The organism is Streptomyces vietnamensis (assembly GCF_000830005.1).
In the GTDB taxonomy this organism is placed as follows: domain Bacteria; phylum Actinomycetota; class Actinomycetes; order Streptomycetales; family Streptomycetaceae; genus Streptomyces; species Streptomyces vietnamensis.
Map to the genome: position 1 here is coordinate 2,355,801 of NZ_CP010407.1, position 15,490 is coordinate 2,371,290.

General features: G+C 71.0%; 14 protein-coding genes and 1 riboswitch. Of the genes, 3 read left to right on the plus strand and 11 right to left on the minus strand.

What is annotated here, in order from left to right:
- Positions 1 to 121 precede the first annotated feature (121 nt).
- The gene (locus SVTN_RS10375) at positions 122 to 1,318 is read left to right on the plus strand and encodes a glycosyltransferase family 87 protein (RefSeq protein WP_078908737.1); all 1,197 of its coding nucleotides are present in this window, start codon (positions 122 to 124) and stop codon (positions 1,316 to 1,318) included.
- A gap of 117 nt (positions 1,319 to 1,435) precedes the next feature.
- Here SVTN_RS10375 and SVTN_RS10380 read toward each other — a convergent pair whose 3' ends face one another.
- The 5 genes from SVTN_RS10380 to SVTN_RS10400 form a co-directional block, all read right to left on the minus strand.
- Positions 1,436 to 2,650: a lipoprotein gene (locus SVTN_RS10380; protein ID WP_041128826.1), complete on the minus strand. Its 1,215-nt coding sequence runs from the start codon at positions 2,648 to 2,650 to the stop codon at positions 1,436 to 1,438.
- Positions 2,651 to 2,720: 70 nt separating this feature from the next.
- Positions 2,721 to 3,752 (minus strand): C40 family peptidase, encoded by a 1,032-nt coding sequence (locus SVTN_RS10385; protein ID WP_041128827.1) that lies wholly within the window; start codon positions 3,750 to 3,752, stop codon positions 2,721 to 2,723.
- A gap of 198 nt (positions 3,753 to 3,950) precedes the next feature.
- Entirely contained in the window at positions 3,951 to 5,003 is a 1,053-nt protein-coding gene (locus SVTN_RS10390; RefSeq protein WP_041128828.1) for a C40 family peptidase, read from the minus strand.
- A gap of 257 nt (positions 5,004 to 5,260) precedes the next feature.
- Entirely contained in the window at positions 5,261 to 6,625 is a 1,365-nt protein-coding gene (locus SVTN_RS10395) for an NYN domain-containing protein (protein ID WP_041128829.1), read from the minus strand.
- A gap of 33 nt (positions 6,626 to 6,658) precedes the next feature.
- Positions 6,659 to 6,901: a hypothetical protein gene (locus tag SVTN_RS10400; RefSeq protein WP_041128830.1), complete on the minus strand. Its 243-nt coding sequence runs from the start codon at positions 6,899 to 6,901 to the stop codon at positions 6,659 to 6,661.
- 158 nt (positions 6,902 to 7,059) lie between these two features.
- On the opposite strand from SVTN_RS10400, the gene SVTN_RS10405 reads away from it, so the two are divergent.
- Positions 7,060 to 7,794 carry a rhomboid family intramembrane serine protease gene (locus SVTN_RS10405; RefSeq protein WP_041128831.1) on the plus strand — a complete coding sequence of 245 codons (735 nt, stop codon included), beginning with the start codon at positions 7,060 to 7,062 and terminating at the stop codon, positions 7,792 to 7,794.
- Positions 7,791 to 8,072: an Lrp/AsnC family transcriptional regulator gene (locus SVTN_RS10410; protein WP_017238849.1), complete on the plus strand. Its 282-nt coding sequence runs from the start codon at positions 7,791 to 7,793 to the stop codon at positions 8,070 to 8,072. Before SVTN_RS10405 ends, SVTN_RS10410 begins: the two co-directional genes overlap by 4 nt.
- A gap of 87 nt (positions 8,073 to 8,159) precedes the next feature.
- Here SVTN_RS10410 and SVTN_RS10415 read toward each other — a convergent pair whose 3' ends face one another.
- From SVTN_RS10415 to ctaE, 6 genes are all read right to left on the minus strand, one after another.
- Positions 8,160 to 9,572, minus strand: a complete 1,413-nt coding sequence (locus SVTN_RS10415; RefSeq protein ID WP_041128832.1) for an aminotransferase class V-fold PLP-dependent enzyme — start codon at positions 9,570 to 9,572, stop codon at positions 8,160 to 8,162.
- Between the two features lie 187 nt (positions 9,573 to 9,759).
- A riboswitch (SAM riboswitch) is annotated at positions 9,760 to 9,876 on the minus strand.
- Between the two features lie 87 nt (positions 9,877 to 9,963).
- A complete protein-coding gene (gene trpD, locus SVTN_RS10420; RefSeq protein WP_041128833.1) occupies positions 9,964 to 11,028 on the minus strand; it encodes an anthranilate phosphoribosyltransferase in 1,065 nt (354 codons plus the stop codon).
- A gap of 135 nt (positions 11,029 to 11,163) precedes the next feature.
- Complete coding sequence (gene qcrB / locus SVTN_RS10425) at positions 11,164 to 12,789, minus strand: cytochrome bc1 complex cytochrome b subunit (protein ID WP_041128834.1); 1,626 nt, start codon at positions 12,787 to 12,789, stop codon at positions 11,164 to 11,166.
- The gene (qcrA, locus tag SVTN_RS10430) at positions 12,786 to 13,838 is read right to left on the minus strand and encodes a cytochrome bc1 complex Rieske iron-sulfur subunit (protein ID WP_041128835.1); all 1,053 of its coding nucleotides are present in this window, start codon (positions 13,836 to 13,838) and stop codon (positions 12,786 to 12,788) included. The genes qcrB and qcrA overlap by 4 nt, the downstream gene beginning before the upstream one ends.
- Complete coding sequence (qcrC, locus tag SVTN_RS10435) at positions 13,835 to 14,644, minus strand: cytochrome bc1 complex diheme cytochrome c subunit (protein ID WP_041128836.1); 810 nt, start codon at positions 14,642 to 14,644, stop codon at positions 13,835 to 13,837. The genes qcrA and qcrC overlap by 4 nt, the downstream gene beginning before the upstream one ends.
- Before the next feature lie 74 nt (positions 14,645 to 14,718).
- Positions 14,719 to 15,339, minus strand: a complete 621-nt coding sequence (ctaE, locus tag SVTN_RS10440) for an aa3-type cytochrome oxidase subunit III (RefSeq protein WP_041128837.1) — start codon at positions 15,337 to 15,339, stop codon at positions 14,719 to 14,721.
- Positions 15,340 to 15,490: the final 151 nt, after the last annotated feature.

Consider the following 15,490-nt stretch of genomic DNA (forward strand, 5'->3'; position numbering starts at 1 on the left):
CTGTCCCGCTACCGCGGGCCGACAGGACAAGGACGCGACAGTGACGACGGGTGCGGTGGGGAACGGATCACGCACGGGTCTGCGGCTTCCGATCGGCCTCTGGGGCCTCACCCGGGCGATCATGCTGCTCTGCGTCTTCAAGATCGTGGTCATCCCCGGCCCGGACATCACGTTCGACGTCTCGAACATCTACCAGGGCTGGTACGAGGTCCTGCGGACCGGCACGTACCCGCTGGACGACATCACCTGGCAGTACCCGCCGGCCGCCGCGTTCGCGATCCTCTCCCCCGGTCTGCTGCCGTTCCTCGGCTACGCGACCGCCTTCTTCCTCCTCGCCTTCCTCTGCGACGCGCTCGTCTTCGGGCTGCTCCTCCACACGGGCCGCCGCGCGGGCCGCTCGTCGCGCGGCGCCTGGCTCTGGCTGGCGGGCGTCCCGCTGCTCGGCCCGACCTCGTACGCCCGGTACGACGTGATGGTCACCGCCGTCGCCGTGGCGGGGCTGCTCGCGGCGGGCCGCAGCCCGCGCGTGCTCGGCGCGCTCGCCGGTTTCGGCGCGGTCCTGAAGGTGTGGCCGGTGTTGCTGCTCGCGGGCACCCCGAAGGGGCGGGCGACCTTCCGCTCCTGGTCGACGGCGGTGGGCGCGGCGGCCGCGGTGCTCGCGTTCTGTGTGGCGTGGATGCCGGGGGCACTGGCCTTCCTCGGTTTCCAGCGCGACCGGGGCACCGAGGTCGAGTCGCTGGGCTCGATGGTCTTCCACGTCGTCCGGCACCTCGGCTGGAAGGGCGAGGCGAAGATGAACTACGGCTCGATCGAGTTCCTCGGCCCGTACGTGTCCACGGTGTCGACGGCCGCGCTCGTCCTCACGGTCGCCGCGTTCGGCTGGCTCCTTGTGTGGCGGATACGGGCGGTCCACTTCGGTTCCTCGACGGTGGCGGACGCGGCCTTCGTGGCGGTGCTGCTGTTCACGACGACGAGCCGGGTGCTCTCCCCCCAGTACATGCTGTGGCTGGTCGGCCTGGCGGCGGTGTGCCTCGCCTACCGGTCGAGCCGGATGCGGAAGCCCGCGCACCTGGTGCTGTGGGCGACGGCGGTGACGCAGTTCGAGTTCCCGGTGTGGTTCTCGCACGTGACGCGGAGCGATCCGCTGGGCGTGGCGGTGCTGTTCACCCGGAACGGTCTGCTGATCGCCGCCACCGTCATCGCCTGCCGGATCCTGTGGCGTCACACGGTGACGGAACCGCGGCTCGCCGAGGCCGGGAAGATCCCCGCGCAGGCGACTCGGCCGGAGCGCGAGAAGGCCCTGTCCGGCTCGCGCTGAGGAAGCGGGCCCCAGGGCCTGTCCGGCTCGCGCCGAGAGGGCGGGCCCCACGGCCTGTCCGGCTCGCGCCGAGAGGGCGGGCCCCACGGCCTGTCCGGCTCGCGCCGAGAGGGCGGGCTAGCCCAGCCGCTCCCCCAGGTACGTCCGCCAGTCTGCGGTGAACTCCTCCGGCGTGGTGTCCAGGACCTCCCGGAGCGCCTTCTCCACCGCGCCGTCCCGGGCCGGGTGCGCGCCCACCGCCCGGTAGAACGCGGTCAGCTTCTCCTCGCCCCAGCGGTCCGCGATCAGCTCGCAGGCCAGCCAGCCGCCCTCGTAGGCCCGGGCCAGGGCCTCGGAGTCGCCTCCGAAGGCGAAGGCCCGGTCGTCGGGGAGCTCCGCCGGGAGGTGGCCCGCCAGGACCGCGCGGCGCAGCTCGGGGGCGGCCTGGGCGGCGGTGCGCTCGGTCCCCCGGTAGGCGACCCAGTCGGCGAAGCCCTCGGAGAGCCAGACCGGGGTGGCACCGGTGGTCTGGACGCGGGTCGCGACATGGGTGGTCTCGTGGGTGAGGACCAGCTGCCGGCCGAACGCGCCGAGCACCGCGTACGCCTCCGGGTTCACGATCACCCGGTCCGCGGGCGCCGTCGGGCCGCCGCCCGTCCGGCCGGTCGTGACGGCCGCGATGCCCCGGTAGGAGGCGGCCGGCCCGCCGAGGAGACGGCCCATCGCCTCGATCGAGGAGGGTACGAGGACCACGATCCGGCCCGCCCAGTTCCCGTGCCAGGCGTCCCCGACGGCGGGCACCGCCCGGTCGGCCGCCGTCGCGATCTCCCGCAGCCGTTCCCGGCTCTGCCCCACGCCGAGGACGAGGCTGCGCCGGCCGGTGACGGTCGTGACCTCGCCCTGCTGCCACAGCTGCTGCGGGGCGCCCTCGGCGGCGCGGTCGCCGGTGACGTACCAGCGGCCGTCCCGCTCGGCGAGGTCGAGGACCCGCTCGGTGGTGGCGGGCCCCGAGTCGTAGCCCTTGATCCGGTAGCCGAGCTCGGCCCTGGCGGTGACCCGGCCCTCGCCGGTCCGGTCGACGTCGGTGACCCGGTAGCTCAGGCCGCCGAGCGGGATCTTCGCGAGCCGGTCGAACTCGGTGCGCGCGGCCGGTACGAGCGCGGGGTCGAGGGCCGCGAGGTAGCCGGCCTCGTCCCGGTCGAGCAGCGCCCGCGCGTGCCGGTCGAGGAGGCTCTGGATCTCCCCCGACGCCGGTCTCCCGGGGGCGGGGGCGGCGCATCCGCCGAGCGCGAGGAGCGCGGCCAGCAGACCAGCCGCCGCACCGCGCGCCGCTGCACTCCGCCGACCCGCCACGCCCCCGATCGTACGGGGGCGCCCTCAGGCGCGGGTCACGGTCGTGCGGGACCTCCGTACGGGGACGTGTTCAAACGCGGGTCACCGTCACGTGGGACATCATGTTCACCGGGTCGTAGCGGACCCGGGCGCCCGGGTAGGGGGCGTGGATGACCTGCCCGTTCCCGGCGTAGATCGCGACGTGGCTGGCGTCGCCGCGATACGTGACGAGGTCGCCCGGCTGCGCCTGCGAGAGCGGCACCTGCCGGCCCGCGTACCGCTGCGCCGAGGAGGTGCGCGGCAGGCTGATCCCGGCCTGCCGGTACGACCAGACCATGAGGCCCGAGCAGTCGAAGGCCGAGGGTCCGGTCGCCCCCCACACGTACGGCTTGCCGATCGCGCTGCGGGCGGCGATCACCGCGGCGGCGGCCCGCGAGGGGCCGAGGTCGGCGAGCGGCGGCAGCGGCTCGGCGGGCCCGCCGTCGGGTCCCTCGGCGCGCTCGCCGGTGCGGGAGGCGCGGTCGTAGTCGGCGCGCTCCTCGACGGTGAGGGAGGCGAGCACCCGGCGGGCCTCGGCGAGCTTCCGTTCGACGGTGCGCTTGTGGCGGGCGACCTCGGCCCGGCTCTGCTCCAGTTCGGCGAGGGCCGCGCGGGCCTCGCTCCGCTTCTGGCTCAGGCTGCGCTGCTCGCGCCGGAGTTCGCCGAGCGCGGCGGTCTGGCGGGCGGTGACCCGGTCCAGGGCGGTGGCCCGGTCCAGATAGCTGTCGGGGTCGGAGGAGAGCAGCAGGGCGAGGGCGGGGTCGATGCCGCCGGAGCGGTACTGGGCCCCGGCGACCGAACCGAGCACGCCCCGCATGCGGTTGATGCGTTCCTGGCCGCGGGCGAGGCTGTCCTGCGCCTGGGAGACCGTCCGGCGCAGCGCGTTCGCCTTCTCGTCCGCCCGGTTGTATCCCTCGGTGGCCTTCTCGGCCTCCTCGTAGAGGCGGTCGACCGTGGCGCGGGTGGCCGCCGGGGTGGCCCCGGGGTCGGCGCTCGCGGGGACGGCCCCGAGGGACGCCGCCGCGGTGGCCGCGGCGGCTGCGGTGAGGACGGTGACCCGGGCGGGTCGGCGGTGGGACGCCACGAATCGCGCTCCGTTCGGCTCGACGCAGACTGGCGCGGCAGACAGTAGCCGCTGATCAGCCCTCGTCCAACGAAGGTGCCGGGCACACAAAGTGACGCCCCGCCGGAGAACACAGGTCACCGGCGGGGCGTCAGGTCAGTGTGCGTCGCGGCGAACCACCCGATTGGGCGGCATGCCGGAGCGGGTCGCGGGGGAGGGTCAGCCGGCCACGCGGACGCCGAACATGAACGAGCCGATGGTGTTCATGGACTCGTAGCGGACGACGGCGCCCGAGTGGGGGGCGTGCAGGACGGTGTTGTTGCCCGCGTACAGGCCCACGTGCGCCAGGTTGTTGAAGAAGACCAGGTCGCCCGGCTTGAGCTGGCTGCGGCCGATCTTCACGCCGTCGTTCTGCTGGGTGTAGGTGGTGCGGGTGATGCCGACGCCGGCCTGGCGGTAGGACCACATGGTCAGACCGGAGCAGTCGTACGAGTTGGGGCCCTCGGCGCCGGAGACGTACGGCTTGCCGAGCTGGGTGGCGGCGGCGGAGAGCGCGGCGGCGCCGAAGCTGCTCGCGGGGGCCTCGTTGCCCAGGTCGGGGCGCGAGCCGGTGGCGGCGCGGCTGGCGCGCTGCGACTGCTCCCGCTCCTGCTGCTCCATCTTCTGGCGCTCGGCCGCGGTGAGGGTGTTGAGGAGCTCCCGGGCCTCGGCGAGCTTGCCCTGGAACTTCTTCTTCTTCTCGCCGAGCGTCTTGCGGACGTCCTCGAGGTCGGCCAGCTTCGCGGTGGCCTCGGCCCGCTCCTGGGCGAGCGTGCGCTGCTTGGCCTGGATCGAGGTGAGGACGTCGGCCTGCTGGGCGCTCAACTGGTCGATCGCGGACGCCTTGTCGAGGTAGGTGTCCGGGTCGGCGGAGAGGAAGAGCTGGAGCGCCGGGTCGATGCCGCCGGAGCGGTACTGGGCGCTGGCGACCGAACCGATCTGGTCGCGGAGGGTGTTGAGCTCCTGCTGGCCGCGGGCCACCTTGTCCTGGAGCTGGCTGACCTCCTTCTGCAGCTTGCCCCGCCGCTCGTCGGCGAGGTTGTACTGCTCGGTGGCCACCTCCGCCTCTTCGTTCAGCTGGTCGACCTTCGACTTGACCTCGTCGATCTTCGGCTTGGCGGGAGCGGCCTGGGCCCCGGACTGGGCGGTGAGCGCAACGGCGGCGGCCGCGGTCACGGTGAGCACGGTCACACGGGTTCGGCTCGGCTGCTTGGGTCGACGGTGGGACGCCACGGGGGCGAGCTCCTTCTTCCTCAGAGCCGCCCAACCGGTCAGGGGCAGGCGGTTCCTCCGCCGCCACCCCGGATGGGTGATCAACCGCGCGAAGGTTCGAGGCCCGACCCTAGTGACCAAGTTGTGATCAGTTCAAATCCCGATGGCAAAAATCTCGCCCACGCACCACTTTATTTACATACATCACACGGGCAGTGATGAGTACTTGACGGTGCGCCATCCAGAATTCGGGCATACCGCCCAGGAGTTGCGATGTGTCACGAGAGGCGCGAAAGCCGCTTCAGCAACAAAGCGGAGGCCACCGGCCGTGCTCCCGCCTTCGCGACGCCGTCGGCCACCTCGCGGTCGGTGGAGGCCACCACGACCGGCCGGCCCGGCGGCTCCGCCCGGACCAGCTGACGGATCAACTCGTCCGCCGTGACACCGGGCTTGGAGAACAGCACCCGCACCCCGCGCGGCGGTGCGAGCAGCACCGGGGCCGCCAGCTCCGCCCCGTCGAAGACACAGGTGACCTCGGCGCCCGAGCGGGCGGCGAGCGCCGAGAGACCGCCGAGCAGCCGCAGCCGCTGCTTCTCCAACGGCATCGTCGGATAGCCGGTCTTGGTGACGTTGTAGCCGTCGACGACGAGATGCGCCTGCGGCAGCGCGAGCAGTTGGTCGAGCAGCGCCGGGTCCGTCTCGGAGAGCGCCCGCGCCGCGATGTCCTTCGGGGACATCCGCCCCGGCTCCACCGCGTCCACGGTGTCCGCCGGGTGCACCGAGACGGGCGGCAGCGCGAGTTCGCGCCGCAGCCCCTGGGCCGCGTCGAGGACCGTGTCGAGCAGCAGCCGCAGCCGCATGTCCTCCACCGAGCGGCCCTCGCGGGCGGTCCTGCGGCTGGCCTCCAGGGCCGCCTCGACCTCGCCGAGCCGGGCCTTGAGCCGCCGCGTCTCGCTCTCGGCGGCCGACACCTGCGCCGCCGACTCGGCCCGCGCGGCCTCGATCTCGCCCTGGACCTTGCGCAGCGCGGCCTCGCCGCGCTTGACGTCGCTCTGGGCGCTGCGCAGCTTGCGCTGAAGCGATTCCGCTTCCTTGCGGGCGGTCTCCAGGTCGCGTCTGAGCTGCTCGGTCTCGCCCCGGGAGCGGTCCTGGGCGGCGGCCAGCTCCTCGCGCAGCCGCTCCAGCTCGCGCCGGCCGGCCTCGTCGGCCCGCTCGGCGTCGGCCCGCTGGGCCTCCTCGCCGGCGGCGGCGACGAGCTTGATCCAGCCGGGCGGGCGCAGCACATAGGCGGCCGCGGCCACGTCGACGGGGTCGGCGGCCGCGGGCGGGGTGCCGGTCTCCACGGCTCCGGCCAGCTCGGGCTGGCCCTGCTTGAACCGTTCGCCGATCCGCTGCCGGAAGAGCGGGTCGCTCTCCAGGGCGGCGGCCATCGCGTTGCCGGCGAACTTGGCCCGCCGGCTCGCGGTGAAGCGGGCGTACTGCCGAAGGGGGGCGGGCAGCTCCGTGACGGTGAGCCCGCCGAAGGCGTCCGCGACCAGCGCGACGACCCGCCGCCGTACACCTTCCGGCAGTGGGTGGTCGAGCGTCTCGGCAGCGTCACCTGCCGCGCCGGCCGGCTCACCACCGTGCGCGGGCTGCTCCACGATCCGTCACCCCTATGTCGTCCGCGCCGTCCCTCAGGATTCGGCGCCCGGCCTGTCCACCAGTTCGATCTGGTCCACCGCGTTGCACCAACGGCAGCGGACCGACTCGATGGTCTCACTGACCACCTGCCGCTCCTCGACCGTCGGCTCTCCGGCGAGGTCCAGATGGACGTACTCCACGACCTTGGAGGAGCGGGTCACGTCGAAGCGGGTCAGGTTGCCGCAGAGCGTGCAGCGCCAGCGGGTCTTGTCGGTCGGCAGGGGAACCGTCGTCATCGGTGCCGTCCTTCTTCCTGTTTCCTGTGCCAGGTGCGGGTGCCGCGGTGCGCCGTCGAACTGCGGTGGTGATGCCCGTAACCCTACGGCCTCGCGGGGAGGCCGGAGCACGGCGAGGCGCTCTGTCCACTTCGGCCCCGGTACGCCATGATCTGTCCATGATCGACTGGCGAGGCGCGACCCTCGGTGCCTGGCGGGGCACCCGCAACGGGCCCACGGTGACGTACGGACTGATCGCCGCCTGCTGCCTGCTCTTCGTGATCAGCCCGGTCTCCGGAATCGGCCCGGCGTACGGCACGGGCGACGAGCTCCTGGCCGCCCAGGGCGCCTACTTCCGCCGCTGGGGCGTCGTCCCCGCCGAGCTGACGAGCGGCGATCCGCGCGCGCTGCTCACCCCGCTGACCGCACTCTTCGTCCACGGCAGCTGGCTCCATCTGCTCGGCAACATGCTCTTCCTGTACGTCTTCGGCGCGATGGCCGAGGAACGCATGGGGCCGGTCGAGTTCGCCCTCTTCTACCTGGGGACCGGCTACGTCGCCCTGCTCGGGTACGCGGTGGCGCACGCGGACAGCGAGCAGACCCTGGTCGGGGCCTCCGGGGCGATCTCCGCGGTGCTCGGGGCCTTCCTCTTCCTCTTCCCGCGCTCCCGGGTCACCAGCCTCTTCCCCTTCCTGTTCTTCCTGCCGCTGCGCTTCCCCGCCTGGATCGTGCTGATCTTCTGGTTCACCCTCCAGTGGCTGGCCGCGCGGGCGGCGGGCGCGGGACCCGGCGTCGCCTATCTGGCCCATGTCGTGGGCTTCTGCGTCGGCTTCCTCTACGCCTGGGGGCGCTTCCGCGGTGGGGATAGAGTGAAAGCCCCAGCCGCGGCGACCGAGGGAGAAAGCCAGCCGTGATCACCGCGATCGTGCTCATCAAGACCAGCGTGGACCGCATCCCCGAGATCGCCGAGTCGATCGCCGCGCTCGACAGCGTCAGCGAGGTCTTCTCGGTCACCGGTACGTACGACCTGATCGCCATGGTCCGGGTGCCGCGCCACGACGACCTGGCGGACGTGATCCCCGGCCGGATCAGCAAGATCCCGGGCGTCGAGGCCACGGACACGCACGTCGCCTTCCGCACGTACTCCCAGCACGACCTGGAGGCGGCCTTCGCCATCGGTCTGGAGTCCTGACCGTCCCGAGTCCTGACGCCGCGCACGCGGCATGGCTGAAGGGGGCCTCCCGAGCGGGAGGCCCCCTTCACCCGTACGAGTGACTGATCAGCCGCGATCCGGGACGCAGCGGCCGTCCTCGGTGCGGTACTTCCACTGCGCGCCGTCCCGGACGAGCTCCTTCACGGCGCCGACGAACCGGTCCACGTGCTCGTCCGGCGTACCGGCGCCGAAGCTCACCCGGATGGCGTTGAGTGACCGCTCGCCGGGCGCGGCCTCGGGGGCGCCGCACTCCCCCGGGTCCTGCGGGTCGCTGCCGAGCAGGGTGCGGACCAGCGGGTGGGCGCAGAACAGGCCGTCGCGGACGCCGATGCCGTACTCGGCGGAGAGCGCGGCGGCGAAGTGGGAGCTGTTCCAGCCCTCCACGACGAAGGAGATGACGCCCACGCGGGGCGCGTCGTCGCCGAAGAGCGACAGCACGCGCACCTCGGGCACCTCGGCCAGGCCCTCGCGGACCTTCGCGATCAGGTGCTGCTCGCGGGCGACGAGGGAGTCGAAGCCGGCCTCGGTGAGCGCCTTGCAGGCGGAGGCGATCGAGTAGACGCCGATGACGTTCGGCGAACCGGCTTCATGTCGGGCCGCGGTGGTGTGCCACTCCACGTCCACACCACCGTCGGCCCGACGGGCTACCTTGCGGGACGCTCCACCGCCCGCGAGGTAGGGCTCGGAATCCTGCAGCCAGTCGGCTCGCCCGGCGAGGACGCCGGAGCCGAAGGGCGCGTACAGCTTGTGCCCGGAGAAGGCGACCCAGTCCACGTCCAACTCCCGTACGGAGACGGGGTGGTGGGGCGCGAGCTGGGCGGCGTCGAGCACGATCCGGGCGCCGTGCGCGTGCGCCGCGGCGGCCAGTTCCCTCACCGGCCACAGCTCACCGGTGACGTTGGAGGCGCCGGTGACGCAGACGAGGGCCGGGCCGTGGCCCCCTTCAATCGTCACAGTGCGGTCGGCGAGGGCGCGCTCCAGGGTCGCGACGGCCTGCTCCGGGGTGCGCGGCGCGTTGAGGTAGGTGACCCGGGCGTCCCGCCAGGGCAGCAGCGAGGCGTGGTGCTCGGTCTCGAAGACGAAGACCTCGCAGTCCGCCGGGATCGTGGCGGCGAGCAGGTTGAGCGAGTCGGTGGTGGAGCGGGTGAAGACGACCTGGTCGCCGGGGCGGCAGTCGAGGAACTCGGCGACGGTGGCGCGGCTGTTCTCGAAGAGGTCGGTGGAGAGCTGGGAGAGGTAGCCGGCGCCGCGGTGGACGCTGCCGTAGTACGGGGCGTACGCGGCGACGTCGTCCCAGACCCGCTGGAGGGCCGGCGCGCTGGCCGCGTAGTCGAGCGCCGCGTAGGTCACCTCGCCGCCGGTGACGAGCGGGACGGTGACGTCCCGGCCGAGGACCGGCAGCGGGGCGGCGCAGCAGGGGTCGGCGGACTCGGCGGCGGTGTCGGCGGTGGTGGCGGCGGCGTTCGGGTATGCGGACATGGCGGTATCTCCCGGCATAAAAAGGGTGCGAAAAGGCGTACGAGGCCCGTGCGACGGCAGCGCGCAAGAGAAGGGGGTGCCGCGGACGGGTGGTGATGTCGAAGAGGGGCCGAGAGGCCCTAACGCATTCGCTTGCTCACGAGACAACGCTCCCTAGAGGACCAAGGACCCCAGGGTTGCGCGCAGGGGTCCGCGCTTGCCGCAGGCTTCTGCTCGTGCGGCCTGGTCTTCACCCGGGGCACCCCGCCACGGACGGAGGGTTGCCGGACAGCCGGCCGGGGCCTTGCAGCTGTCACTCATGACCTGTCGAAAAACCTATGCCAGACGATCACGACGCCGCAACCCCGTCCCGGCATCCGGGACGGGGCTGCAATCGTGCGTTCACATGCCCTCAGGCGTTGCTGGCGGCGATCCACCGCTCCAGGGACCGCTGGGCCGCGCCCGAGTCGATCGACTCGGCCGCCTTCGCGATGCCCGCGGCCAGTTGCTCCGCCAGGGTGCCCGTGCCGGGGTCCAGGGCGGTGAGCGCCGCCGCCGCGTTGAGCAGCACCGCGTCCCGTACGGGCCCGGTCTCCCCCGCGAGCAGCCGGCGGGCCACGTCGGCGTTGTACGAGGCGTCCTCGCCGCGCAGGGCCTCCAGGGGGACGAGGTCGATGCCGACGTCCCGCGGATCGAAGCGCTCCTCGGTGACGCCGCCGTCCCGGACCACCCACACCCGGGAGGTGGAGGTGGTGGTCAGCTCGTCCAGGCCGTCGTCGCCGCGGAAGACGAGGGCGGAGTTGCCGCGCTCGGCGAAGACCCCGGCGACGACCGGCGCCATGCGCGGGTCGGCGACGCCGACGGCCTGGGACCGTACCTTCGCCGGGTTGGTCAGCGGGCCGAGGACGTTGAAGGTGGTCCGGATGCCCAGCTGGCCGCGGGCCGCGGCGACGTGCCGCAGCGAGGGGTGGAACTTGATCGCGAAGCAGAGGGTGATGCCCGCCTCGTCGGCGACCTCGGCGACCCGCCGCGGGGTCAGGTTCAGATTGACGCCGAGCTTCTCCAGGACGTCGGAGGAGCCGGAGGCGGAGGAGGCGGCACGGTTGCCGTGCTTGACGACCTTGGCGCCGGTCCCGGCGACCACGATCGACGCCATCGTGGAGATGTTCACGGTCTTGGCGCCGTCGCCGCCGGTGCCGACGATGTCGACGGTCCGCCCGGGCACCTCGATGACGTTGGCGTGCGCGTACATGGTCCGTACGAGGCCGCTGATCTCCTGCACGGTCTCGCCCTTGGCGCGCAGGGCCACCATGAACCCGGCGATCTGGGCGTCGGTCGCCTCGCCGCTCATGATCAGGTCCATCGCCCAGGCCGTGTCGTCGGCGGTGAGGTCGTTTCCGTCCAGCAGACCGTTCAGCAGGACGGGCCAGGAGCGGCCCGCCGACGTAGGTCCTCCAGCGGGGGTCGCAGCGCTCATGGCAGCTCCTGTGATGATCACGTGACGGATACGGTTCCACCCTATCGACCTCCGGGGACGGCAAAGAGCCCCGTCCATCGAATGGACGGGGCTCTCGCCGTGGCGACACCTACATGGTCAGGTGTTCAAGGGTGATCAGTGGTGGCCGTGGCCGCTCTGGATCTCCTTGTACTCCTCGACCGTGGGCTTGGCGATCTGGCTGTCGTTGCCGTAGTAGCCCTTGTTGAGCTTGACGCGGAGCTTCTCCATGCGGCCGATCTTCCGCTCCACGCCGTTCTCGTCGACGGCCGGCGGAAGCTCCGCGGCCTCGTACTGCTCGTGCGCCGTGAGGCGGTGCAGCTCGCCCTGGCTGAGCGGCGTGTGGACCTCGACGAACTCACCGTGCGGCAGGCGCTTGATGATGCCCGACTCGCGGCCGTGCAGCACCTTGTCCTTGTCGCGGCGCTGGAGGCCGAGGCAGATCCGCTTGGTGGCGATGAACGCGAGGACCGGGCCGACGAAGAAGAAGATCCGCACGAACCAGGTGATCGAGTTCAGCGACAGGTGGAAGTGGGTCGCCCAGAGGTCGTTTCCACCACCCACGAGCATGATCATGTACGCGGTGATCCAGGCGACACCGAAGGCGGTGCGCGTCGGAGCGTTGCGCGGGCGCTGCGCGATGTGGTGCTCGCGCTTGTCGCCCGTGATCCAGGACTCGATGAACGGGTAGACCGCGATGGCCGCGAGGACCAGCGGGAAGATCGCCAGCGGGATCATCACGCCGAGGACCAGCGTGTGGCCCCACAGGTTGATCTCCCAGCCCGGCATGACACGGATCAGACCCTCGGCGAAGCCCATGTACCAGTCGGGCTGGGCGCCGGTGGACACCTGGTCCGGGCGGTACGGGCCGATGGCCCAGATCGGGTTGATCGAGGCGATCGCCGCGATGACCGCGATGACACCGAAGACCAGGAAGAAGAAGCCTCCGGCCTTCGCCATGTACACGGGCAGCAGCGGCATGCCGACGACGTTCTCGTTCGTCCGGCCGGGGCCGGCGAAGTGCGTGTGCTTGTGGACGAACACCAGGATGAGGTGGGCGACCACGAGGCCCAGCATGATGCCGGGGAGCAGCAGCACGTGCGCCGAGTAGAACCGGGCGACGAAGTCGCCGCCGGGGAACTCGCCGCCGAACAGGAACATCGACAGGTACGTGCCGAGGACCGGCACGGACAGGATCGCGCCCTGCATGAAGCGGACACCGGTGCCGGAGAGCAGGTCGTCCGGGAGCGAGTAACCGGTGAAGCCGGTGAACATGCCCAGGAAGAACAGCAGGAAGCCGAACAGCCAGTTGATCTCACGCGGCTTGCGGAACGCGCCGGTGAAGAAGACGCGCATCATGTGCACGAACATGCCGGCGAGGAAGATCAGCGCCGCCCAGTGGTGGATCTGCCGGACGAGCAGACCACCGCGCACCTCGAACGAGATGTGCATGGTCGAGTTGAACGCCTCGGACATCAGCTGTCCCTGGAGCGGGACGTACGGTCCGACGTACTCCACCTCGTTCATCGACGGGTGGAAGAACATCGTCAGGTAGACGCCCGTCAGGATGATGATGAGGAAGCTGTAGAGGCAGACCTCGCCCAGCATGAAGGACCAGTGGTCCGGGAAGATCTTCCGCATGTTGGCCTTGGCCAGCGTGTAGATCCCCAGGCGACCGTCGGCCCAGTCGGCGACCCGCTCACCGGCGGGCGCCTTCTTCTGCGTGTTGGTCACAGTGCTCATCCGCGCTCCCAGAAGGCAGGACCGACGGGCTCTTCGAAGTCGCCGTGCGCCTCGAGGAAGCCCTTGTCGTTCACGCCGATCCGCAGCTGCGGAAGGGGGTGACCGGCCGGGCCGAAGATGACGCGGGCGCCGTCGGAGAGGTCGAAGGTGGACTGGTGGCAGGGGCAGAGCACGTGGTGCGTCTGCTGCTCGTACAGGGAGATCGGGCAGCCCACGTGGGTGCAGATCTTCGAGAACGCGACGATGCCCTCGTGCGACCACTCGAGCTCACGCTTGTCCTTGATGTCCTCCGGCTGGATCCGGACGATCATCAGGGCGGCCTTGGCGATCTCGGTCTGGAAGTGCTCGTCGTGCTCCGAGAGGCCCTCGGGCATCGCGAAGGTCAGCGAGCCGACCGCGACGTCCTCGGGACGCAGCGGCTCGTGCGTGTTCATGTTGATGAGCTGGAGCCCCTTGGTCCACATGGTGGAGCGGAGCTTCTTCTCGGGCAGCGGGCCCATGTCACGCAGCAGGACGATGCCGGAGAGCGGAACCATCGCGAGCGCTCCGAAGAGCGTGTTGCGGATGAGCTTGCGGCGGCCGAAGCCGGACTCGGCGGCACCGGCCGCGAAGTCCGCCATGACCTTCGCCTTGACCTCGGGCGTCGCCTGCATCGGGTGACGCTCGTCGGCGACCTCGACGTCGGACATCAGGGTGCGGGCCCAGTGGACCGCGCCCGCGCCGATGAAGAAGAGGGCGGCACCGAGGGTCAGACCCAGGGCGAAGTTGAGCGCGGACACGTGGCCGAAGGGCCAGATGTACACGATCTTGTCGACCGGGAAGATCACGTACGAGGCGATGAAGCCGATGGTGGCCAGCATCGACAGCGTGAACATGAAGGCGACCGCACGCTCGGACCGGCGGGCGGCCCGCTCGTCGATGTCCTGGATGCGGGGCTTGTGGGGCGGGAGGCCCGGGTCGGCGAACGGGTCGTCGGCGACCGTCACCGCGCCGTGCGCGGTGTCCTGCCCTGCCGGCAGGGTCTCTTCTGGAATCTCTTGGCTACTCATGACTTCTTGGCCTTAGCGGTGTGGGCCGCGACCCAGATGGCAACTGCGATCAGCGCGCCCAGACCGAAGATCCAGGCGAACAGGCCCTCGCTGACGGGGCCGAGGCCACCGAGCTTGAGACCACCCGGGCTCTCGGACGAGTCGCTGTTGACGGCCTGGACGTACGCGATGATGTCCTTCTTCTCCTTCTCCGGCATCGTGGTGTCGGGGAAGGAGGGCATGTTCTGCGGGCCGGTCTGCATGGCCTCGTAGAGGTGCTTCGGGTCCACGCCTTCGAGGCTGGGGGCGTACTTGCCGTAGGTCAGCGCGCCACCTTCACCGGTGAAGTTGTGGCACTGGGCACAGTTGGTGCGGAACAGCTCGCCACCCTTGGCGATGTCGGCACCGTCAGGGCTGTACTGGCCCTCGGTCGGCGCGATCGGGCCGGCGCCGAGGGAGGCCACGTACGCCGCGAGCTGGTCGATCTGGGCCTGCGAGTAGATGACCTTCTTGCGCGGGACCTGGGCGCCCGGCTGCTGGGCCGGCATACGGCCCGTGCCGACCTGGAAGTCGACCGCGGCCGAACCGACGCCTACGAGGGACGGGCCGTCAGAGGTGCCCTGACCGCCGGTTCCGTGGCAGCTGGCGCAGCCGACGGAGTAGAGCTTCTTGCCCTCCTCGATGGCGAGGGACTGGGCGGTTTCATCGGCCTTCGCCGTGCCCGCGGGCGCGAACGCGGCGTACAGCCCCCCAGTGGCCGCCAGCGCGAGAAGTAGGACGACGACCGCCGCCAGCGGATGGCGTCGTCGTGCGGAGAGCTTTTTCACGGATTACCCCGGTGTCAGGATCTTCTGCGTCGATGCTTGCTGGATGTCTCGGTCCGCCGTGGAGGCGGAGCCGATTACTTGATCATGTAGATCGTGGCGAAGAGGCCGATCCAGACGACATCGACGAAGTGCCAGTAGTAGGACACGACGATGGCGGCGGTTGCCTGCTCGTGGGTGAACCTCTTGGCGGCGTAGGTCCGGCCGAGGACCAGCAGGAAGGCGATGAGACCGCCCGTCACGTGCAGGCCGTGGAAGCCGGTGGTCAGGTAGAACACCGTGCCGTACGGGTCGGAGGACAGCGAGAGGCCGTCCTTCTTGACCAGCTCGGTGTACTCGAAGACCTGGCCGCCGATGAAGATCGCACCCATCACGAACGTGATGATGAACCACGTCCGGAGCTTCTTCACATCGCCCCGCTCGGCGGCGAAGACGCCGAGCTGGCAGGTGAGGGAGGAGAGCACCAGGATCGTGGTGTTGGTCGCCGAGAAGGGGAAGTTCAAGGCCGAGGCCTTTTCCGCCCAGAACTCGGGACCCGTCACCGATCGCAGGGTGAAGTACATCGCGAAGAGGGCCGCGAAGAACATCAGCTCGGAGCTCAACCAGATGATGGTTCCGACGCTGGTGAGGTTCGGTCGATTGACCGACGGGTGCGCGTGCCCTGTTTCTACTGTCGTTACTGTCGCCACGACCGACATTATGTCGGTCGCTTATCCCGCCCTCACTCCGGGGGGTGCCGTTCGGAGTGTCAGGGGGGCGTGTCCAGCCCGAACGGCCCAGTGCGGAGGCCCCGGGGCGCCGTTCGAACAGGTGCTGAACGGGTGTTGACGGGGTGTGGACCGGAGTAGC